The organism is Leisingera sp. S2M4, assembly GCF_055398055.1.
The window spans coordinates 1,947,813-1,967,730 of sequence record NZ_AP040861.1 but is presented as its reverse complement, the minus strand read 5'-3'; the positions used below and the strand labels follow the sequence as shown (position 1 = coordinate 1,967,730).

Genomic DNA, 19,918 nt, shown 5'->3' with positions numbered 1-19,918 from the left:
AGCGAGCAATCTGAATGCTTTCAAGATCAAAGTAAAAAATATCCATAAATGGCAAAACAGGTGTGATATTTTCCTGTTTGCAAAATAAACTCAAGCATATACACATTAGATATTCAAACTACCGATATGGCGCGGCACATGTTGCCTTGCGCCCTGGCATCTGCCAATAAGACTCTCATGAACCGCGTGGACACCAGCCTGATCGCCCTCCGCCGCATCCTGCGTGCAACAGAACTGTTTGGCCGCGAGCTGGCGCAGTCGGTGAATCTGACCGCCGCGCAGTTCCGCGTGCTGCAGATCGTTGCCGATCGCGAGCACTGCACGGCCACCGTCATCTCGCAGCAGATGCGGATCACCCAGGCCACCGTCACCTCGGTGGTGGACAAGCTGGTGCGCAAGGAGCTGGTCGTGCGGGAACGCTCGCAGACCGACCGGCGGCAGACCAACATCCTGATCACCGAGAAGGGCCGCCAGACCATTGCCGAGGCCCCGGATCCGCTCCAGCAGAAGTTCGTGCGCAAGTTCTCCGCCCTGCCCGACTGGGAACAGGCCGGGCTGATCGCCGCGCTGGAACGGGTTGCCGCGATGCTCGACGCCGAGGAAATCGACGCGGCCCCCGTGCTCGACACCGGCGAAATCCGCGATCCGCACTGACGGTCCGCACTGCGGCCGCCCGCGCCCACCGCCGCGACCACGACCCTTGCCCGACTCACCCCTCCTGCGTCACAGTGGAGGGACCAGACCCATCTGGGCGCCCGGCCTGCCGTCGGCTGCGCCCGTCTCCGCCGGGTCAGGGCGCACAGCCCGGTCAGGCGGCCCCGTGCGACGGGTCTCCCAGGCGGCCCTGCGGGCGCTCCGGCAATCGGAGGATCCTGCCATGATCGCCTCACGCCTGAAACATCACCTCGAGGCCCGCGGCCTGCCGTTCGAGACGGTGCGCCACCCCTATACCGCCACCGCATCGGAATGCGCCGAGGCCGCGCATGTGCCCGGTGACCACCTGGCCAAGTCGGTGCTGATCCACATGGAGGAAGGCCCGATGCTGGCCGTGATTCCCGCCAGCCACAGCGTCGACCTCCGGGCTCTTCAGTCCCTGGTCAAACGCCGCCTCGGGCTCGCCCCCGAGCAGGAACTGACCCAGGTCTTCGACGATTGCGATCCCGGTGCCGCGCCCTGCGTCGGCGCCGCCTATCACGTGCCGACGGTGATCGACGACAGCCTGACCGGGCTGGACACCGTCTGGTTCGAGGCCGGTGACCACAAGACACTGGTGGAAATGAAAGGCAATGATTTCGACCGGCTGATGAAGGACGCCCGCCACGGCTCCTTCAGCACCCTGCACTGACCGGTTGCCGGTGACGGCCCTCGACGGGCCGTCCGCATCTACGTCAGAAGTCGAACAGATCCTCGAGGAAGTTCTTCTTTTTCTTCCTGTAGGGTTTACCGCCAAACCGCGGGTCGTAGTCGCCGCCGCGGTCATCATAGCGTTGCGGCTGCGGCGGGACGGCCTGCACCGGCTGGGTGGAGCGCTCGATGATCTTGTCCAGCTCGCCCCGGTCCAGCCAGACCCCGCGGCACTTTGGGCAGTAGTCGATCTCGACCCCTGCGCGGTCCGCCATCACCAGTTCGCTGCCATCAACAGGACATTGCATCTGCACCTCCATTCGCGTTTCCACTCTCTCCTGCTGTTACAGGTGGGTAGGCGCGGCGGGCATCACAAGGCAGGCCGCCAAGCGGATCCGGCTCACCGGCGGAAATCCCCCATTTGGGCACCCCCCCTGAGGCCGGACGAGGCCGGACGCCGCCCGGATCACACCGCCGGATCACACGGCGGTCGTCAGCGCACCACATGCACCGCGCAGGACGCGTGCCGCACCACGTGACCCGAGGTCGATCCCCACAGAAAATCCTGCATCGAGGGGCGATGCGAGGCGAGGATGATCAGGTCCGGGCCGTTCTGCTCCGCCCAGTCCAGAATGGTGCGGCCGGAGTGCCCCTCGATCAGCTCACCCCGTGCATTGGGGAGAGTCTGCGCCAGCCCGTCCAGCTCTGCCTTCAGCGCCTTGCGCGTGTCCTTCATGAAATCGGCGGGGATATAGGATATCGCATAGCTCGGCACTTGCTCGATCACATGCAGCAACGTCACCCTCGCGCCCGGAGCCGACAGCAGCCGCGCCACCTTCAGCGGGCCGGTCACATCGCGTTCGGGGTCAAAGGAAATAGGGACGAGAATGTTGTGATACATGGCTGACCTCCTTGGGGTTTTTGCCCGGGCTGCGGTGACGTCACCAAACCTACGCGAGGCAGGAACCAGAAGTTCCCCCGGCCCCTGCCGCGCCTTGGCCAAACGCCCGATCCGCCCCTTCACAGCACCCGTTAGCCGTCGCCGAAAACCTCGGCGACGTCATACATCACCGGCTCGAAACTGCGGCACAACTCGTTGATCTTGCGGTTGCGCGCGCGCATCTCGGGGCTGCGCAGCATCGCCATGAAATCCTCGCGGCGACGCCACTGCGAGTAGTTCGCGATGCGGGTCTGCGCGTCATTGACGTGCAGGCCGGCGGCAATGAACCCGGGCTGCTTCGAGATGAATTCCGCATAGGCATCCTCCAGTGCTTCCAGCAGGTCCTGACAGGTGCCGGGCGTCATCTCGAATGTGGTGATAACGGTCTGAATATCAGCGGTTTTGGCGATTTGCGGCATTGGCTCCTCCGGTGACTCCCTTCCAGCCTACGCCCGATTGCGCGAAAAGCGCACGATTTTTTACGCCAAGACCCTCAAAAGATGATTTGTGGAAAAATCAAATCAACCTATGATTTATTCATGCGGCGCAGATCTGACCCTTCGACACACCGCAGCGGGTGCGCAGCCTGCCGCCTCGCCCGTGGCGCCGCAGTGGCGCTGATGCTGGCGCCACCCGCCGCGGCAGGCGCCTGGCTGGAGCCGGTCGGAGCGGGCTTCACCTCGGCCAGCGCGACCTTCCGGACCCGGCAGGCGGACCCCGAACCGGAGTTGAGCTTTTACGGCGCCTATGGCCTCACGCCCGGGGTGACGCTGGGCGTGGACCTGAACAGCAACCGCGCCCTGTCCGGTCACGCGGTGCTCTTTGCGCGGCTGCCACTGCACCAGGGCTCCACGCACCGCGTGGCCGCCGAGCTTGGCCTTGGCGGCAACCGCGTGGAGGGCCGCTGGCACATGATGCAGAAAGCGACGCTGTCCTATGGTCGCGGCTTTCAGACCGGCGCGGGGCACAGCGGCTGGATCGTAGTGGATGCCAGCTATGAGCTGCGCAACAGCAGGACGCAGCCCATTTGGAAACTGGATGGGACCCTCGGGCTGAACACCGGCGCAGCCTTCGCGCCGATGATCCAGCTGGAAACCGCCTGGCCGCAAGGGGGCCAGCCCAGCTACACCTTGACCCCATCGCTGCGCTACCAGCTGCCCGAGCGCCGCGAACTGCTGATCGGACTGGCCCTTGGCCACGAGAAGCGCAGCAGTTTCGGTCTGAAACTGGGGCTGTGGCAGAAATTCTGAGCCAGCCACCTCGCGACACCGGATCAGCTGTCCATGCGCAGCGTGACCTGCACCTCGCCGCGCACCGCCTCGGGCCAGCGCAACACGATCTGATCCCGCCCGGCCCCCTGCTCGACATCCGCATAGGGGGCGAGATAGCGGATGCTGTTGCTGGCACTGCGCAGGGCGCGCTGCGGCATCACGCTGTCGACATAGCGGGCATACCCCTGGAACGGCAGCTCAGCCGCCGTCTGCACCGTCCAGCTGGACGCGGCCGAGGACTGGTCATGCAGCACCCGCAACGGGTTGGCCGATTGCACGGTGACGTTGTGGTACATGTTGCCGGTGAACAGCACGTTCTTGGCCCGCCCGTGATCGAGATCGGAAAAGCTGGTATCGACCCGCTCGGCCCGGTCGATGTTGCCGTTGACAGAGCGGAACTTGTTGCCGGTGACCGATACGCCGTTGAGGTAATGCCCACTACCGTAGGGTTTCACCACGATATAGCTGAACCAGGGCGCCACATCGCCGGACAGGAACACATTGGCGTTGATCGACAGCGCGCTGAAGGAAAACCCGCCCGTGAAATCCGGCGAGGGATCGCGCTCGTTGGTCCATTCGATGAAGCAGTTGTCGATGTAGTTGTCGGACACGGTGGAGGTGCAGTTGTTCGAGGTCAGCACCAGCCCGGCCGTGCGCACCCCGTTGGGCACGCTGTCGCCCTGAAAGAAATGGTTGCCGGTCACCGTGTTGTTGCCGCCCGCCAGCACCGCGAAATGGCGGAACCGCGTGGCGCGGTTGCTGCGCAGTTTGGCGTCGTTGTTGTTGACGTTGAGACCGATGCTGACACGATCCGGCACGTCCAGCGGATCCTCGTGCGACAGGAACTGGCAGTTATCCACCAGGAGCCCCTGGCAGCCAGTCCCGATCGAGGTGATGCCGCGATCCTTGGGGCGCGAGATGAAGCAGCTGTCGATGGAAAACACCGAGCCCGAAGGCGCCAGCCGCAGGGCGCTGCAACGGCCGTTGCACTGGAACTCGATGCCCTCGACGCAGAACTTGCTGAGCGAGCTGAAGCCGCTGAAATCCACCAGATACTTGAAATCCCGGAAGGTAAAGACCTGGGTGCCCTCGGCATCGTAAAGCGGCGCGTTCAACGTCAGCTCGCCCGCGCCGACGTTGCGCGATTTCACATAGATCTCGCGACCCACGCCCGCACCCTCGACCAGCGCGCCGACGGGGATGTTGGCGACATTGGCGACATTGGTCAGCTTGCGCGAATCCGCGGCGCTGCTGTAGGTCGCCTGCGAGGTCACCACGTCGGTGTCCCAGGCGGTGCTGTCGGCGGCCTCCAGCTGGCCGTTGCGGATCAGGCGGCGGGTGGCATAGGAGCTCTTGTTGGGCACCGCCGCCGCCATGTCCAGCGGCGCGGTGATGCTGATCTTGCGCCCCTTCAGGTCCAGCGATTCATGGTCGACATTGTTGATCAACGCCTGAAACGCCTTTTTGAAACCCAGCTCCTCGTCGCCGAAGGCCGCCGCATAGCTGGGAAAATCGAAGTTCTTGGTCATCAGCAGCATCTTGTCGTCGGGCATCGACACCGTGCCCTCGAAGCGTATCGGATTGTTCAGCGACACGGTGTCGGCCAGGTGGAATTCCCCGGCGGGCACCAGGATGCTGCGGCCATCGGCAGCGGCGTCGGCGGCCTCGAAGGCCTCGGTGCAGTCGGTGCTGCCGTTGCCGACGGCGCCATAGTCGGTGACATCCACCAGGCTCAGCATTTTGCGCAGGAAGACATGGGTTGCGTCGGTGATCTCGATATCGTCAATCCGCACCACGCCGCCATTTGCGCCGATCAGGTCGAGGCCGAAATGCCCGTAGGCCGCCAACCGCCCCCAGGGCATCTGCACGCCGCTGCGGTAGCCGCTGCCGACCAGCGCGGTGATCTCGACCACGTCCCCATAGGTTTGCAGCGCCGCCTCCGAGGCGGTCTGCGGTGCCCCCGGAATGTTGCTGCCAGTGGCATAGGCCGCGTAGCCCGCGATGCGCACCGTTGGCAGGGCGCCGCTGACCGCCTTGATGCGCACCTTGATCTGCAGGTAGCAGCCCGGCTCCAGCGGCGTCTGCCCCATGAAGCGCAGCTTCTGGGTGTTGGCCGTCTTCTGCAATTCCAGACAGCTGCCGAAATCGGCATCGGCCGCCACCAGCACGGCATTAGCCGCACCGTCATAGGTGTCGGAGCCGGGGGTGCCGTCGCCGCTGGACCACACATCCAACCCCTCTGCAAATGCGGGGGGCATCAGCTGCACGCCATCGGTAATCGCCTTGTTCATGGGAAACCCTTTCCTGCTACGCCTGTCGCGTTCGGGGATCAGGTTTTACCCAAGCGGCCTTAAGATCCGGCAAGAACAGCGTACGCTGCCCGCCTCAGAACGAAGGATGGCGCGCCGGGAACTCGCACCCAACCGCATGAAATCAAATGAAGATTACAGGATTAACCGTTTGCCAACCTGCCTGTTGCGGCGGCGGTTGCGCTGGCAATGGAGAGAGCCGGTACCAAAAAACACTCGTAACGGAACAAACGGCCTGCACGCCCGGCTCTCCCATGCCGTGGGAGTCAAGCTAGGCGCACATTACGCTACGTCAACAAAGTTTTTTCGCCGCCCCCGCGTGAAGCCATCATAAATTCGCGCCGCGAACAGGATGAGGAATGACAAAGGGGGCACGGTCACCCGCGCCCCCTGAAGCGATTTCATTTCCGATGACTGGCGGATCAGGCCAGCTCGCCGGCCAACGCCTTGTCGATCAGCGCGATGGTGTCCTCGACGCCGTAGAGCGCGATGAACCCGCCAAAGCGCGGACCCTGGCTGGCCCCCAGCAGCACCTCGTAGATCGCCGAGAACCAGGCCCGCAGCGGCTCGAACCCGTGGATCTTGCCGATCGCGAAGACCACCGACTGCAGGAACTCCTCGTCCGCGAAGTTGGCCTCGGGCAGCGGATCGTCGTTGCCGACGATCTCGTTCTTCCTGGCGATCGCAGCCAGCGCGGCCTCGGGCGATTTCAGCGCGTCGGCCAGATCGGACAGCGCCGCACGCTCCTGATCGGTGGGCAGGCGGTAGGTCTTGGCCGGTTTCACGAAGTCGTTGAAATAGGCCACCGCAAAGCCCGCCGCCTGATCCATGCCCGGATGGGTCTCCGGGGTGGCGTCGGGGGCGTATTTGTTGATGAAACCCCACATCGTCGCCTTGTCCTCGGCGCTGGAGGCAGAGGCGAGGTTCAGCAGCATCGAGAACGGCACCACCATGTCCGACTGCGGAACGTCGCCGCCGTGGATGTGCCAGACCGGGTTGTTCAGCTGCGCCTTCAGATCCTGGGTGTGATAGGCCCGCAGCTGCTGGTGGTATTCATCCACCGCCTTGGGGATCACGTCGAAGTGCATCCGCTTGGCGGTCTTGGGCTTCTGGTACATGAAATACGCCAGCGACTCGGTCGAGGCATAGGTCAGCCATTCATCGATCGAGATGCCGTTGCCGGAGGTCTTGGAAATCTTCTGGCCATTGGCATCAAGGAACAGCTCATAGGTGAAATGCTCCGGCGGACGGTGGCCCAGCACCCGGCAGATACCGTCATAGATCGGCGTGTTGGTGGAGTGGTCCTTGCCATACATCTCGAAGTCGACGCCCAGCGCCGCCCAGCGCGCGCCGAAGTCCGGCTTCCACTGCAGCTTCACGTTGCCGCCGGTGACCGGCAGGGTCCATTCCTTGCCGTCCTCGTCGTCGAAGGTGACGGTGTAGGTTTCGGCGCAGACCTTCTTCATCGGCACGTAGAGCACGCGGCCGGTTTCCGGATGGATCGGCAGGAAGATCGAATAGGTCTGCCGCCGCTCCTCGCGCAGGGACTTCAGCATGATCGCCATGACCTCGTCGTATTTCTCGACGGCGCGCTTGAGGATCTCGTCGAACTGGCCGGATTCATAGAACTCCTTGGCCGAGTAGAACTCGTACTCGAACCCGAAGGTATCGAGGAAGCGGCGCAGCATGGCGTTGTTGTGGTGGCCGAAGCTTTCGTATTCGCCAAAGGGGTCGGGCACCGCGGTCAGCGGCTTTTGCAGATGCTCTTGCAGCGCTTCGGGGTTGGGCACGTTGCCCGGCACCTTGCGCATGCCGTCGAGGTCATCGGAAAAGCAGATCAGCTTGGTCGGGATGTCCGAGATGGTCTCGAACGCCTTCTTGATCATGGTGGTGCGGGCCACCTCGCCAAAGGTGCCGATATGGGGCAGACCAGAGGGACCATAGCCGGTTTCGAACAGCACATAGCCCTTCTCCGGCGCGCCCTTGGCATAACGTTTGAGAACCCGGCGGGCTTCTTCAAACGGCCAGGCTTTGCTCTTGAGAGCTTCTTCGCGCAGATCAGACATGATGTTCTCCAACGGCGTCTGTTGTTTCGGGATCACCGGCAGGCGCAGGGGCGCGGACCGGCATGCCTCTCTATTGTGCTGATGCAGCATGAGTCAACATCACAAGCCCGGCGCCCGCTTGGTTTCACGGCGCGGCCCGACGCGACATCGGCCGAAAAATGCCGCACTGCCGCAGCGGGTTATTGAACCGGGCGTCGGGGCCACCTATCCTGCGCAAAACCCGATTTGAACAAGCAAGGATTTCATCCATGAGTGAGCAAACCCCGCACCCGATGTCCCCGCAGGACTGCCTGGTGGCGCTGATGGTGGCGGTGTCTGCCTCGGATGAGAACATCCGCACCGCGGAACTGGTCAAGATCCAGTCGGCGGTCAACATGCTGCCGGTCTTCGCCGATTACGACATCGACCGGGTGGCGCGGATCTCGCAGACGGTGCTGGATCTGTTCGAACAGGAAGACGGGCTGGAGGCGCTGTTCGGCCTCATTCGCGGCGACCTGCCGGAGCGGCTGTTCGAAACTGCCTATGCGCTGGCCTGCGACGTGGCCGCCGCCGACGGCATCCTGGGCGAGACCGAGCTGCAGTTCCTGGCCGAGGTGCGTTACGAGCTGAACATCGACCGGCTGCACGCCGCCGCGATCGAACGCGGCGCACGCGCCCGCCACACGGTCTGACCAACCGCCAGACCGTCTCGCGACGTCGCTCGCGACGTCAGGAGGCATGGGGCATGGCGCCCCATCCGGCGGATGTCCCGATGTAACGGGTTGGAAAAGTAGCGGGCTGGAAAAATCATCAGGTCAGGGGCGTGCAGATCAACTGCCGTAGACGGCGCCCCAGCGCTCGATCAGCTGTTGCTGCAGCGCCTTGGCGCGACGGTTCCATCCCTTCGCGCCCCGCGGTCGCTCGCGTTCAGCGCGTGGGATGCTGGCCCGGGTGGCCTCGTCGGCGCTGAAGATCGCAAAAGCGAGTTCCGTTCCGTCTGACGCCGTCATGAAACCGCCGAGACCGGAAACAAAGTTGAGGGTGCCGGTCTTGGCCGCCACCTTGATCGGGTGATCCTTGATCGGACGGCCCTTGGCATCGCGCAGATCGTAGGGTTTCAGCAACGGCTTCAACTGCCCGCTCCGGTCCGCCGCGATCAACGCCGACAGCAGCCCAAGCGGCGTCATCCGGGACTCCTCGCCAAGGCCCGAGTGGTCGACCAGCCTGATGCCCGGCATGTCGTATCTGGCGGTGGCCCAATGGCTCATCTCCGTCGCCGACTCCTTCAGCGAGCTGGGACGACCGCTGCGGGCCGCGGTTGCCGACATGCCGATCATTTCCGCCATCAGGTTGTTGGAATACTTCAGCATCGCCTTCAGCATTTCTGCCATTGGCGGGCTCTGGTGCTGCGCCAGCAGCTGTGCCGCGGGCAGCGTGCGGATCTGCCGCGCCGCGCCCAGCTGGATGCCATGCGCCCCGGCAAGGGTCCGGAACACATCCCCGGCATAGGCCCCGGGATTGCGGACCGGCAGCCAGCGCGACCCGCCCTTGCCCAGCGCCTTGGAGGCGACGGTCCAATTGTCAGTGCCGGATTGTTCCGCGTAGGTGTAGACCGGCGTGGACCGCGTGGCGATCCGCATCCGCGCCATGCTGACCTCGGGGCGGTGCTTCTCGGTGCGGGCATCCATCGTGGTCGCCCAGCCCCCGCCCGCGGCGCGTTTCCATTCGAAATGCACCCGGTTGAAATTCAGCGCGATACCGGACACCGCCGGCGAATAGCCGAGGTGGTCGGGCTGTCCCGGATCAATGGTGCGGATGGTCGGCAATGCCGCATCCCAGACCAGGAAATCGCCGCGCACCGAGCGCACGCCCGCGGCCTTCAGCGCCGCGGCCAGCTGCGCCAGGTCATCTGTGTCGAGCATCGGATCGCCACCGCCCGCGAGGATCAGATCGCCAAGAACCACGCCGTTGGAGACACCGCCGGTGGCCAGGATACGGGTCTCGAACCGGTGACTGCCCCCCAATGTCTCCAGCGCGTAGAGCGCGGTGATCACCTTGGCGACGCTGGCCGGAGGCAAGGCCTGGCCCGCGCCATGGGACTCCAGCAGCCGTCCGCTGTTCACATCCGCCACGGCGCAGACGACTTCCCCCGGCAGGTCGGCCTGCGCCAGCAGCGCCTTCAGCCCCTCGGCCCCCGGTGCGAATATGCTGTTGCGCCGCGAAACCGGCCGCAAGGAAACCGTGGGCGCATTGGCCAGCGCGGCCGAGCCCGCCATGGCGGCGAGCCCCGAAAGTAGGAATGTCCGGCGAGACGTCATCTTGGTCTGTTTCACGGTCAGGGGCTGCTCATGTCGTTTTGCGTTCTGCCACAGGCCGCTGCAGAAATCAGGGCTTCTGCCCCATGAGAGTTCCTGCTACCGCTTGCGCCTATGTTTCAGGCAGTGATCCTCATGTTTGTGGCCATGTCAATGATCCCGGCCGGGGATCTGTGCGGGAAGTTGCTGACCGGCAGCGGCCTGGCCACACCCGCCTTTGTCGCCTGGTCGCGATTTTCCATCGGCGCGCTGCTGATCCTGCCCTTCGTGCCGCGCCGGGCCTATGCGCTGTTGCGCGACTGGCGCCTGTGGCTGCGTGCCGCCTTGCTGACCGGGGGCATCTTTTCGATCCAGATGGCGCTGTCGACCGAGCCTTTGGCCAATGTCTTTGCCGCCTTCTTCATCGGTCCGGTGGTGAGCTACGTTCTGTCCGTGCTGCTGCTGCGCGAACCGGCGACGATGACGCGCAACGCGCTGATGGCGGTTGGCTTCATCGGCGTTCTGCTGGTGGTGCGCCCGGGCTTTGGCGGCTCGCTCAACCTGTTGTGGGCGGTGCTGGCGGGCTGTTTCTACGGTGCGTTTCTGACCAGTTCGCGCTGGCTGGCCGGGCTCGGCAGCGCGCTGGAGCTGAGCCTGACGCAATTGGCGCTGAGCGCGCTGCTGCTGCTGCCGCTGGGGCTGACCAGCCTGCCGGAATTCTCCGCCTCCACCGCGGCGCTGACGGTGGGAAGCGCGGCGTTTTCGATGTTGGGCAACCTGCTGCTGCTTTATGTCTATGCGCGGGTGCAGGCGGTGAAACTGGCGCCGATGGTCTATTTCCAGCTGGTCGCCGCGGTGGGTCTGGGCTGGTTGGTGTTCAACCAGCTGCCCGACGCCTGGACCTGGGCCGGGCTGGCGGTGGTGCTGTCTGCCGGGCTGGGCTCAGCCCTGCTGCGCCGCTGACCACGCGCCGCGGGCGCGCAGCTGGGTGGAGCTGACATCCACCATCGGCACGTTCACGAAACACCACGCGGGGCTGGTGGCCTGCGCCAGCAAATGGCTTTGCCCGCCCTTCAGCATCGCATGGCGGTAGATCCGGGCCGCCGGTGACAGCCGCGCGGCGATCCGGTCTCCGGGGCGCGCCAGCACCCCGACGGGCACCGTATCGAGGATCTGCCGCCAATCCTTCCAGTGATGGAAATGCACCAGGTTGTCCGCCCCCATCAGCCAGACAAAGCGCACACCGGGATGGCGGCGACGCAGATGGCGCAGGGTCTGGGCGGTATAGCGCGTGCCAAGATCCGCCTCGATGCCGCTGATATGGATGCGCGGATGCTGCATCAGCGCCCGGCTGGCCGCGATCCGCCGCGCCAGCGATGCTGGCTGGCGGCGTTTCAGCGGATTGCCCGGCGACACCAGCCAGAACAGGTGATCCAGCCCGAACCGCCTCAGCGCCGCGTGGGAAATCGCCGCGTGGCCGTGATGGGGCGGATCGAATGACCCTCCCAACAGCCCGACGCTCTGGCCCGGTTGGATATGCGGCAACTTGCAAATCATCGCCGCCTTGATGCGCATAGTTTGCAGGGGAGATCAATCACATGCCCGCCTGCCCCGCGGACCAGCCCCGAAGGACACTGGCCGCTGCACCGAACGGCGCACGGGTCGCCGGCGCTGCCAGGGCAGGCACCACGGTGCCCGAGGCGGCGGCGCAGCCCCGTCGAAGCCGCCGCTTCCCGCATTGCCCCGCCGTCGCCCATCCGCTATCACTCCCGCCAGCGAATTTCCCCCTTAACGGAGCGATCACATGGCTTCCTACCAGTACGTCTACCACATGCAGGGGGTCTCCAAGACCTACCCCGGTGGCAAGAAATGCTTTGAAAACATTCACCTGTCCTTCCTGCCCGGCGTGAAGATCGGTGTTGTCGGCGTCAACGGCGCCGGTAAGTCGACCCTGATGAAGATCATGGCCGGTCTCGACAAGGACTACACCGGCGAGGCCTGGGCCGCCGAGGGCGCCAAGGTCGGCTACCTGCCGCAGGAGCCGCAGCTGGATGAAAACCTGACCGTGCGCGAAAACGTCATGCTGGGCGTGCAGGCCAAGAAGGACATCCTCGACCGCTACAACGAGCTGGCGATGAACTACTCGGACGAGACCGCCGAGGAGATGGCCAAGCTGCAGGACGAGATCGACGCCCAGAACCTCTGGGACCTGGACAGCCAGGTGGACGTGTCGATGGAAGCGCTGCGCTGCCCGCCGGATGATGCGATGCCCGCCAACCTGTCGGGTGGTGAGCGCCGCCGCGTGGCGCTGTGCAAGCTGCTGCTCGAAGCGCCCGACATGCTGCTGCTCGACGAACCGACCAACCACCTCGATGCGGAAACCATCGCCTGGCTTCAGCAGCACCTGATCGACTACAAGGGCACCATCCTGTGTGTCACCCACGACCGTTACTTCCTGGATGACATCACCGGCTGGATCCTCGAGCTCGACCGCGGCCGCGGCATCCCCTACGAGGGCAACTACTCCAGCTGGCTGGAGCAGAAGGCCAAGCGGCTGGAGCAGGAAGCCCGCGAGGACAAGGCCAAGCAGAAGACGCTGGAACGCGAACTGGAATGGATGCGCCAGGGCCAGAAAGCCCGCCAGGCGAAATCCAAGGCCCGTATCCAGGCCTACAACGAGCTGGCCAGCCAGTCCGAGCGCGAAAAGGTCGGCCGCGCCCAGATCGTGATCCCGAACGGCCCGCGCCTCGGCTCCAAGGTGATCGAGGTGAACGGCCTGTCCAAGCACTATGGCGACAAGCAGCTGATCGAGAACCTGTCCTTCTCGCTGCCGCCAGGCGGCATCGTTGGCGTGATCGGCCCCAACGGCGCCGGTAAATCGACCCTATTCAAGATGCTGACCGGCCAAGAGCAGCCCGACGAGGGCACTGTTGAGTACGGCGACACCGTGAAGCTGTCCTACGTCGACCAGTCGCGTGACGATCTGAACGACAATGACACCGTGTGGGAGGCGATCTCCGGCGGGGCCGAGATCATCGAACTGGGTGACGCGCAAGTCAACTCCCGCGCCTATTGCTCGTCCTTCAACTTCAAGGGTGGCGACCAGCAGAAGAAGCTTTCGCTGCTGTCCGGCGGTGAGCGCAACCGCGTCCACATGGCGCGGCTGCTGAAGGAAGGCGGCAACGTGCTGCTGCTCGACGAACCGACCAACGACCTCGACGTCGAGACCCTGCGCGCACTGGAAGACGCGCTGGTCGATTTCGCCGGCTGCGCCGTGGTGATCTCGCACGACCGCTTCTTCCTCGACCGGATCTGTACCCACATCCTGGCCTTCGAGGGCGATGCCCATGTCGAATGGTTCGAGGGCAACTTCGAGGACTACGAGGAGGACAAGAAGCGCCGCCTCGGTCCCGACGCACTGGAGCCCAAGCGTCTGAAGCACAAGAAGTTCGTGCGCTGACCCAAGCCTGTCGATGCGGCCCCTCGCGGGCCGCATCTTTCTTTGCGGCTTCCCTGTTTATTCACGCAGCCGGGGGCACCAGCCGCTGACGTTTTTTCAGGCCAGGGGGCGGGCATCCGCCGACCGCGGGTCGACCGGACAGCGACACAATTCACAAAATTAACCAAATTTGAACCAAATCTCGCGCAAGATTTCCTTGAGATCACTACCGGACGCCGGGTTATGCTGACCCGGCCAGTGCAGTGAACAGGAGGCATCATGGCTTGGGCAGGCATCATCATCGGAATGGTCGCGGGGATCTTCGCCACGATTCTCGGCTATACCGCTGCCGGGATGCCCTTGTGGCTGAGCTTGCTGATGTATCCGGCGACCGGCACGGTCGTGACCCTGCTCGTGATTGCTGTGCTGCTGCGGAACACCCCCGGCGGACCGACCCCGCGCCGCTTTGCTTCCCACGGTGAAATCGCCCCGGCCTGACCTGCCATATCGCGATCTGTCGCGCCTGCTGCGGTGATTGTTATCGCCGCCCGGCAGTCCCTGCCCCGTATCGGCACCTACCCCGCCTGACCTGTGGAGCGCCAAACCGTCCGGCGATCACTGGGATGCGACGTCGGGGTGTTACCCCCGGAACCACGCCAGAATCTGCCCCTGCCGCAGCGCCCCGGACTGGCGCTTCTGCTCTTTGCCCCGTGCAAAGGCAACCAAAGTGGGAATGCCGCGCACCCGGTAACGGGCACCGGTGGACTGGTGATCCTGCGTGTTCAGCTTGACCAGCCGGGCCTGGCCCGCCAGCGTCTTTGCCGCCTTGGCAAATTCAGGCGCCATCGCGCGACAGGGGCCACACCAGGGTGCCCAGAAATCCACCAGCAAGGGCAGCTCGTCGTGACGGATCGCCTTCTGCAGCACGGCCGGGCCCACGTCCACCGGCCCGCGCGGCAACAGCGCCGCGCCGCAAGTGCCGCACTTGGCCGCGGTGGCGGGTTTGTCCGCGGGCAGGCGATTCAATTGCGCGCAGCTCAGGCAGGTCAGCGTCTTGGCGCCCATGGCAGCTCCTCCGTCGGTCATCTGCCGCAGACATACGCCCCCACGGCCGCCCCCCGAAAGAGGCTTTGCCACGGGCAACCGGCAGCCACCCCGCGGGTGGCAGAGAGGCATCAGGTCTGCAGCCGGCTCGGAGAGGGGTGGTTGACCCATGTCGTCCGGCACCGGAAGATACCCGCCACAGGCAACAAAAGATCTGGACCCTCACCATGCTTTCTCGCCGCGACTTGCTGACCACCGCCGCTGCCGTCACCGCGCTGCTTCCCCTGCCCGCGCTTGCCCGCACCCGCGACCCGGAGCCATTCGACCCTGTGCCGCAGGAGGTGCGGATCAAGAAGCAGTTCGAACCGGGCCAGATCCTGGTGCTGCCCCGCTCCTACTACCTGTATTTCGTGACCGCTCCGCGCAAGGCGATCCGCTATGGCGTCGGCGTCGGCAAGGCCGGGCTGGAATTCACCGGCCAGGCGGTCATCGAGCGCAAGCGCGAATGGCCCAGCTGGCGCCCCACCCCCGAGATGATCGAACGCGACCCGCGCGCCTACGCGAAATTCGTGGACAACGACTACATCCAGCCCGGCGGCCCGGACAATCCACTGGGGGCACGGGCGCTGTATCTCTATCAGAACGGGGTGGACACCTATTTCCGCATTCACGGCACCAACCAGCCGCAGACGATTGGCCATTCCGTTTCCAACGGGTGCATCCGCATGCTGAACGAGCACGTCGTGGACCTGTACAACCGGGTGCCGCTGGGGACCGTCGTCACGGTTCTGTAGGCCGCTCAGGCGCCTTCGGACGGCCGCAAGTGTGCTGGTTTGCGCCGGTTTGTGCCTGAGCCTCCGTATTTTTCTTGCACGAAGGGGCTGTCATCCTCAATTGTGTCATGGCGACGTTACGCAACTGGCATCACTGTACCCCACAGGCATGGTCATGAGCATTTGCAAACATTGCCGAGCTGCCGCATGCGCGGGCAGAGAATTGAGACGACTTAGGAGTACAGACGATGGCCACTGGCACCGTCAAATGGTTCAACACCACCAAAGGCTACGGCTTTATTGCACCCGATGATGGCGGCAAGGACATCTTTGTCCACATTTCCGCGGTTGAACGCTCTGGCCTGACCGGCCTGGCTGACAATCAGAAAGTGAGCTACGAGCTGCGCGAAGGACGTGACGGCCGTGAATCCGCAGTGGATCTGGCGCTGGTGTCCTGACCGGCCCGCCCTGACGGCACCAGAACAGACATTCGACAGCCCCGCCCGCCGGGGCTGTTTTCAGTTTCGGATCCGCGCCACCAGCTCCAGCGCGGCAGGCCCCAGCGCCGCCACGTTCAGCGCCACGCCTTCCTCGTTGGGGTGAATGCCATCGGGCTGGAAATAGACCTGCGCCGCCGCGATGTCGCCCGCCACCTTGTCGGCAATGCCCGCAAACGCGTCAGGGTGCAGCAGCGCATCGAACCGGCGGGCCAGATCCGGGTAGTTCGAATCGAACTCGGCCTTGTAGTCCGGCCCGTAGTTGCCCGGCGCGACCATGCCGACCAGCAGGGTTTCGATACCGCTGTCGCTGGCCGTCTGCAGAATGCTGGCCAGATTGGCACGGGTCTCGGCCGGGGGCAGGCCGCGCAGCATGTCGTTACCGCCCAGCAGCACGATCAGCCCGTCGGGCTTGTCCGAGAGGGTCCATGCGACCCGCGCCGCGCCGCCCGCGGTGGTGTCGCCCGACACGCCCGCATTCTGCAGCTGCACCTCGGCGCCGTTCTCGTTCAGCCAGCGCTCCAGCTGCGGCACCAGACCCTGGCCCTGCGGCAGCCCGTAGCCCTGCACCAGGCTATCGCCGAAAACGGTGATCCGCAGCGCCTCCGCCGACGCGGCCCCGGACAACAGCATCAAACATAACAGTGCCAGTATCTTGCGCATCGCCGCAGAAACTCCATATCCGATAGATGGTTTCAAACAGGCAGGCCCGATGACAGACACCAACAGCCCCGTTCTCCATCTGTTAGATGCGTGTTTGACGCTGAATAGCAATACCGGCCCGGTGGAAATCCTGCATGGGATCTCGCTGGAGGTCAAACCGGGGGAGACGCTGGGGCTGGTCGGCCCGTCCGGTTCCGGCAAATCGTCGCTCCTGATGCTGATGGGGGGGCTGGAGCAGGCCACCGGCGGCCAGATCCGCGCGCTGGGACAGGACCTGACCGCGATGGACGAGGACGCGCTGGCGCGGTTCCGCCGCAACAACATGGGCGTGGTGTTCCAGAGCTTTCACCTGATCCCGACGATGACGGCGCTGGAAAACGTCGCCACCCCGCTGGAGCTGGCGGGCGAGCGCGACGCCTTTGAGCGCGCGCGGGCTGAGCTGGAGGCCGTGGGACTCGGCCATCGGGCGGACCATTTCCCGGCGCAGATGTCGGGCGGCGAGCAGCAGCGTGTCGCATTGGCGCGGGCCCTGGCGCCGCGGCCGGCGATCCTCCTGGCGGATGAGCCTACCGGCAACCTCGACGAGGCCAACGGCGCGGCGGTGATGGACCTGCTGTTCGGGCTGCGCGACCGCTACGGCGCGACGCTGGTGATGGTGACCCATGCGCCGGAACTGGCGGCGCGCTGCGACCGGGTGGTGCGGCTGCGCGACGGGCGCATCGACGAGGCCGCTGCGCGCGAGGCGGCGGAATGAGCGCTGCCAGCCTGCGCCTTGCCTGGCGCTTTGCCCTGCGTGAGCTGCGCGGCGGGCTGAAGGGATTTCGCATCTTTCTGGCCTGTCTTGCGCTGGGGGTGGCGGTGATTGCCGCCATCGGCTCGATCCGCGCGTCGATCGAGACCGGCCTGTCGCGCGAGGGCGCTACCATTCTGGGCGGCGATGCCGAGCTGAACTTCACCTATCGGTTTGCCACCGAGGACGAGCGCGCCTGGCTGGAGCAGAACGCCGAGCGCTATTCCGAGATTGCCGAGTTTCGTTCCATGGCCGTGGTGGGCGAGGAACGCGGGCTGACGCAGGTGAAGGCGGTGGATGACCTCTATCCGCTGAAGGGCGAGATGCAGCTGACCCCGCCGATGCCGCTGGCAGCGGCGCTGGACGGCGCACAGGGTCTGCCCGGCGCGGTGATGGACCGGGTGCTGGCCGACCGGCTGGGGCTGGCGCCGGGCGACAGCTTCCGCCTCGGCACGCAGGAGTTCCGGCTGACGGCGCTGATCGCGCTGGAGCCGGATGCCGCCGCCTCTGGCTTTGAGCTGGGACCGCGCACGATGGTGCGGACAGCCGATCTGGACGCCTCCGGCCTGCTGCAGCCCGGCACGTTGTTTGACACCAAGTACCGCATGGACCTGCCCGCTGGGCATGATCTGGACGCGTTGCAGGCGGATGCCGAGGCGCGGTTTGAAAGCACCGGCCTGCGCTGGCGCGATGCGCGCAACGGCGCGCCGGGGATCACCAATTTCGTGGAGCGCCTGGGTGCGTTCCTGGTGCTGGTCGGCCTGTCCGGGCTGGCCGTGGGCGGCGTCGGGGTCTCGGCGGCGGTGCGCGCCTATCTTGCGACCAAGACCGGCACCATCGCCACTCTGCGCACTCTCGGCGCCGAGCGGCAGGTGATCTTTCTGACCTATTTCCTGCAAATCGGCGCGCTGGCGCTGCTCGGCGTTGCCATCGGGCTGGGGCTGGGCGGGCTGGGGCCTGTCCTGCTGGGGCCGCTGATCGCCGCCCAGCTGCCGTTCCCGGCGGTGTTTTCGATCTACCCTTCGGCGCTGGCCGAGGCGGCACTCTATGGCCTGCTGACCGCCTTTGTCTTTGCCCTGTGGCCGCTGGCACGGGCCGAGCGGATCCGCGCGGCCTCCCTGTTCCGAGATGCCTTTGCCAGCCACACCCGCCTGCCTGCGCCACGCTACCTGCTGGCGACCGCGCTGGCGCTGGGGCTGCTGGTCGGGCTGGCAGCCTGGTTCAGCGGCTCGGCGCAGCTGACGCTGTGGACCGCGGGCGGGCTGATGGGGGCGCTGGTGGTGCTGCTGATCGCAGCGCTTGGCATCGGCTACCTGGCGCGGCGCGGCGCCCAGCCTGCGCGCGGGTACCCTGCGCTGCGATGGGCGCTGTCCTCCATCGGAAGCGCGCGTGACGGCGCGGTACCCGCGGTGCTGGCGCTGGGGCTGGGGCTGACGGTGCTGGCGGCAATCGGCCAGATCGACGGCAACATGCGCCGCGCCATCGCGGGCAACCTGCCCGATGTGGCGCCCAGCTATTTCTTTGTCGACATCCAGCGCGAACAGATGCCGGGCTTTCTGGCGCGGGTCGAGAATGACCCCGCGGTGACGCGGGTGGAAAACGCGCCGATGCTGCGCGGCGTGCTGACCCGGATCAACGGCCAGCCCGCAACCGAGGTTGCCGGAGATCACTGGGTGGTGCGCGGCGACCGCGGCATCACCTATGCCGCGGCCCAGCCCGCGAACACCACCGTCACCGCCGGCACATGGTGGCCCGAGGACTACAGCGGGCCGCCGCAGATCAGCTTTGCCGCCGAAGAGGCCGAGGAGCTGGGGCTGAGCCTTGGCGACACGCTGACGCTGAACATCCTGGGCCGCGACATCACCGGCACTATCACCAGCCTGCGCAATGTCGACTTCTCGACCGCGGGCATGGGCTTCGTGATGGTGCTGAACGAGGCCGCGCTGGCGGGCGCGCCGCACAGTTTCATCGCCACCGTCTATGCCGAGGAACAGGCCGAGGCCGCCATCCTGCGCGATCTGGCCCGCGAGATGCCCAATATCACCGCGATCCGGGTGCGCGATGCGCTGGACCGGGTTGCCGACATCCTGAAACAGCTGGCCGCCGCCACCGCCTATGGCGCGGCGGCGACGCTGCTGACCGGCTTTCTGGTGCTGCTGGGGACCGCCGCCGCGGGTGAGCCTGCGCGACGCTACGAGGCGGCCCTGCTGAAGACGCTGGGCGCGCCGCGGCGGCAGATCCTGGCCAGCTTTGCGCTGCGCTCTGCCCTTCTGGGCGCGGCGGCCGGGCTGGTGGCGCTGGCGGCGGGGATCGGCGGCGCCTGGGCGATCAACGCCTATGTGTTCGAGACCTCCTATGCGGTGATCTGGCCCAACGCGATCCTGGTAATTTCCGGCGGGGTGCTGACAACGCTGCTGGCCGGGCTGATCTTTGCGCTGCGCCCACTGGCGGCGAAACCCGCCCGCATCCTGCGCGCCCGCGAATAGGCCAGGCGGAATTAGGCGCTTCC

The 19,918-nt window shown here is 65.5% G+C and carries 20 protein-coding genes; 11 read left to right on the top strand and 9 right to left on the bottom strand.

The window, feature by feature from the left end; translation table 11 throughout:
- Positions 1–177: 177 nt before the first annotated feature.
- The gene (locus ACZ52D_RS09585) at positions 178–654 is read left to right on the top strand and encodes a MarR family winged helix-turn-helix transcriptional regulator (protein WP_222456466.1); all 477 of its coding nucleotides are present in this window, start codon (positions 178–180) and stop codon (positions 652–654) included.
- Positions 655–877: 223 nt separating this feature from the next.
- A complete protein-coding gene (locus ACZ52D_RS09580) occupies positions 878–1,345 on the top strand; it encodes an aminoacyl-tRNA deacylase (protein WP_222456465.1) in 468 nt (155 codons plus the stop codon).
- A 43-nt stretch (positions 1,346–1,388) separates the two neighbouring features.
- Here the strand turns inward: ACZ52D_RS09580 and ACZ52D_RS09575 are convergent, their stop codons facing one another.
- From ACZ52D_RS09575 to ACZ52D_RS09565, 3 genes are all read right to left on the bottom strand, one after another.
- On the bottom strand, positions 1,389–1,652 hold the full coding sequence (locus ACZ52D_RS09575) for a TFIIB-type zinc ribbon-containing protein (RefSeq protein ID WP_464441168.1): 264 nt from the start codon (positions 1,650–1,652) through the stop codon (positions 1,389–1,391).
- Positions 1,653–1,837: 185 nt separating this feature from the next.
- Entirely contained in the window at positions 1,838–2,245 is a 408-nt protein-coding gene (locus ACZ52D_RS09570) for a universal stress protein (protein ID WP_222456463.1), read from the bottom strand.
- A gap of 131 nt (positions 2,246–2,376) precedes the next feature.
- Positions 2,377–2,703 (bottom strand): antibiotic biosynthesis monooxygenase family protein, encoded by a 327-nt coding sequence (locus ACZ52D_RS09565; RefSeq protein WP_222456462.1) that lies wholly within the window; start codon positions 2,701–2,703, stop codon positions 2,377–2,379.
- Between the two features lie 201 nt (positions 2,704–2,904).
- On the opposite strand from ACZ52D_RS09565, the gene ACZ52D_RS09560 reads away from it, so the two are divergent.
- Positions 2,905–3,534, top strand: a complete 630-nt coding sequence (locus ACZ52D_RS09560) for a hypothetical protein (protein WP_464441167.1) — start codon at positions 2,905–2,907, stop codon at positions 3,532–3,534.
- A gap of 23 nt (positions 3,535–3,557) precedes the next feature.
- On the opposite strand, the gene ACZ52D_RS09555 is transcribed toward ACZ52D_RS09560, so the two are convergent.
- Both ACZ52D_RS09555 and ACZ52D_RS09550 read right to left on the bottom strand, forming a co-directional pair.
- The gene (locus tag ACZ52D_RS09555; RefSeq protein ID WP_464441166.1) at positions 3,558–5,846 is read right to left on the bottom strand and encodes a right-handed parallel beta-helix repeat-containing protein; all 2,289 of its coding nucleotides are present in this window, start codon (positions 5,844–5,846) and stop codon (positions 3,558–3,560) included.
- A gap of 440 nt (positions 5,847–6,286) precedes the next feature.
- Positions 6,287–7,930 carry a lysine--tRNA ligase gene (locus tag ACZ52D_RS09550; protein ID WP_222456459.1) on the bottom strand — a complete coding sequence of 548 codons (1,644 nt, stop codon included), beginning with the start codon at positions 7,928–7,930 and terminating at the stop codon, positions 6,287–6,289.
- A 248-nt stretch (positions 7,931–8,178) separates the two neighbouring features.
- Here ACZ52D_RS09550 and ACZ52D_RS09545 point away from each other — a divergent pair, with 248 nt between their 5' ends.
- A complete protein-coding gene (locus ACZ52D_RS09545; protein WP_222456458.1) occupies positions 8,179–8,601 on the top strand; it encodes a tellurite resistance TerB family protein in 423 nt (140 codons plus the stop codon).
- A gap of 138 nt (positions 8,602–8,739) precedes the next feature.
- Here the strand turns inward: ACZ52D_RS09545 and dacB are convergent, their stop codons facing one another.
- Entirely contained in the window at positions 8,740–10,227 is a 1,488-nt protein-coding gene (dacB, locus tag ACZ52D_RS09540) for a D-alanyl-D-alanine carboxypeptidase/D-alanyl-D-alanine endopeptidase (protein ID WP_464443130.1), read from the bottom strand.
- 132 nt (positions 10,228–10,359) lie between these two features.
- Between dacB and ACZ52D_RS09535 the strand changes: the two genes are divergently transcribed.
- Complete coding sequence (locus tag ACZ52D_RS09535; RefSeq protein WP_464443129.1) at positions 10,360–11,166, top strand: DMT family transporter; 807 nt, start codon at positions 10,360–10,362, stop codon at positions 11,164–11,166.
- On the opposite strand, the gene ACZ52D_RS09530 is transcribed toward ACZ52D_RS09535, so the two are convergent.
- Positions 11,146–11,778, bottom strand: a complete 633-nt coding sequence (locus ACZ52D_RS09530) for a nicotinate-nucleotide adenylyltransferase (RefSeq protein WP_464441165.1) — start codon at positions 11,776–11,778, stop codon at positions 11,146–11,148. The two genes, ACZ52D_RS09535 and ACZ52D_RS09530, sit on opposite strands and share 21 nt — an antisense overlap.
- Positions 11,779–12,007: 229 nt before the next feature.
- Here ACZ52D_RS09530 and ettA point away from each other — a divergent pair, with 229 nt between their 5' ends.
- Together ettA and ACZ52D_RS09520 are read left to right on the top strand one after the other, a co-directional pair.
- On the top strand, positions 12,008–13,663 hold the full coding sequence (ettA, locus tag ACZ52D_RS09525) for an energy-dependent translational throttle protein EttA (RefSeq protein ID WP_222456454.1): 1,656 nt from the start codon (positions 12,008–12,010) through the stop codon (positions 13,661–13,663).
- Between the two features lie 258 nt (positions 13,664–13,921).
- On the top strand, positions 13,922–14,140 hold the full coding sequence (locus ACZ52D_RS09520; RefSeq protein WP_464441164.1) for a hypothetical protein: 219 nt from the start codon (positions 13,922–13,924) through the stop codon (positions 14,138–14,140).
- A 141-nt stretch (positions 14,141–14,281) separates the two neighbouring features.
- Here ACZ52D_RS09520 and trxC read toward each other — a convergent pair whose 3' ends face one another.
- On the bottom strand, positions 14,282–14,707 hold the full coding sequence (trxC, locus tag ACZ52D_RS09515) for a thioredoxin TrxC (protein ID WP_464443128.1): 426 nt from the start codon (positions 14,705–14,707) through the stop codon (positions 14,282–14,284).
- A 206-nt stretch (positions 14,708–14,913) separates the two neighbouring features.
- On the opposite strand from trxC, the gene ACZ52D_RS09510 reads away from it, so the two are divergent.
- Both ACZ52D_RS09510 and ACZ52D_RS09505 read left to right on the top strand, forming a co-directional pair.
- Complete coding sequence (locus ACZ52D_RS09510; protein WP_464441163.1) at positions 14,914–15,480, top strand: L,D-transpeptidase family protein; 567 nt, start codon at positions 14,914–14,916, stop codon at positions 15,478–15,480.
- Between the two features lie 227 nt (positions 15,481–15,707).
- Positions 15,708–15,917: a cold-shock protein gene (locus ACZ52D_RS09505; protein WP_222456450.1), complete on the top strand. Its 210-nt coding sequence runs from the start codon at positions 15,708–15,710 to the stop codon at positions 15,915–15,917.
- Between the two features lie 60 nt (positions 15,918–15,977).
- Here ACZ52D_RS09505 and ACZ52D_RS09500 read toward each other — a convergent pair whose 3' ends face one another.
- On the bottom strand, positions 15,978–16,619 hold the full coding sequence (locus tag ACZ52D_RS09500) for an arylesterase (RefSeq protein ID WP_464441162.1): 642 nt from the start codon (positions 16,617–16,619) through the stop codon (positions 15,978–15,980).
- Between the two features lie 49 nt (positions 16,620–16,668).
- Here ACZ52D_RS09500 and ACZ52D_RS09495 point away from each other — a divergent pair, with 49 nt between their 5' ends.
- Together ACZ52D_RS09495 and ACZ52D_RS09490 are read left to right on the top strand one after the other, a co-directional pair.
- Positions 16,669–17,373 carry an ABC transporter ATP-binding protein gene (locus ACZ52D_RS09495; RefSeq protein WP_369925067.1) on the top strand — a complete coding sequence of 235 codons (705 nt, stop codon included), beginning with the start codon at positions 16,669–16,671 and terminating at the stop codon, positions 17,371–17,373.
- Entirely contained in the window at positions 17,370–19,895 is a 2,526-nt protein-coding gene (locus ACZ52D_RS09490; protein ID WP_464441161.1) for an ABC transporter permease, read from the top strand. The genes ACZ52D_RS09495 and ACZ52D_RS09490 overlap by 4 nt, the downstream gene beginning before the upstream one ends.
- Positions 19,896–19,918: the final 23 nt, after the last annotated feature.